The following is a 589-nucleotide window of genomic DNA, read 5'->3' on the forward strand; positions in this document are numbered from 1 at the left end:
TTTGGGTAGTACCTACGGGACAGATTGACAACTCTGTTTTAGTCGCCTATGGCGAAGTCTCGACATTCGCGGGCGCACTCTTCGGAGTTGATTACAGGTATAAATGCAAGTATAAGAAATACATTCAAGGAGAAGACGAAACAGAAAATAAGGAGGAAAAGAAAGATGAATAAACCTACATACATTATCATCCATTGTTCCGCAACACGTGAGGACAAGGATTTCACAGAGAAGCAAATTAATGATTCACACGTAGCCCGCGGCTTCGGTAAATGGGGATACCACTATTATATCCGGAAAGACGGTCGCGTGATCCCCATGCGGGCGGAAAACGAAGTCGGAGCACATGACAACTTTATCGTTCCCGGTACGAATACCAGTTATAACCGATGTTCAATCGGTATCTGCTATGAGGGGGGACTGGATAAAAACGGTAAGGCAAAGGATACCCGGACAGACGCACAGAAGAAAGCCATGCGCGAGCTCGTTCAGGACATCTGTCATCGCCACGACATTATTGATATCCTCGGACATCGCGATACCAGCCCGGACAAAAACGGGAACGGCATCGTCGAAAAATGCGAGTGGA

The 589-nt window shown here is 47.0% G+C and carries 1 protein-coding gene; it reads left to right on the forward strand.

Translation table 11 applies throughout. The annotated features are described in order from the left end of the window. Nucleotides 1-165 precede the first annotated feature (165 nt). Nucleotides 166-589 (forward strand): N-acetylmuramoyl-L-alanine amidase (locus HMPREF2794_RS21690; protein ID WP_070752669.1); only part of this gene is annotated, 424 nt, incomplete at its 3' end.

Source organism: Bacteroides sp. HMSC067B03, from assembly GCF_001811315.1.
GTDB classification, from domain to species: domain Bacteria; phylum Bacteroidota; class Bacteroidia; order Bacteroidales; family Bacteroidaceae; genus Bacteroides; species Bacteroides faecis.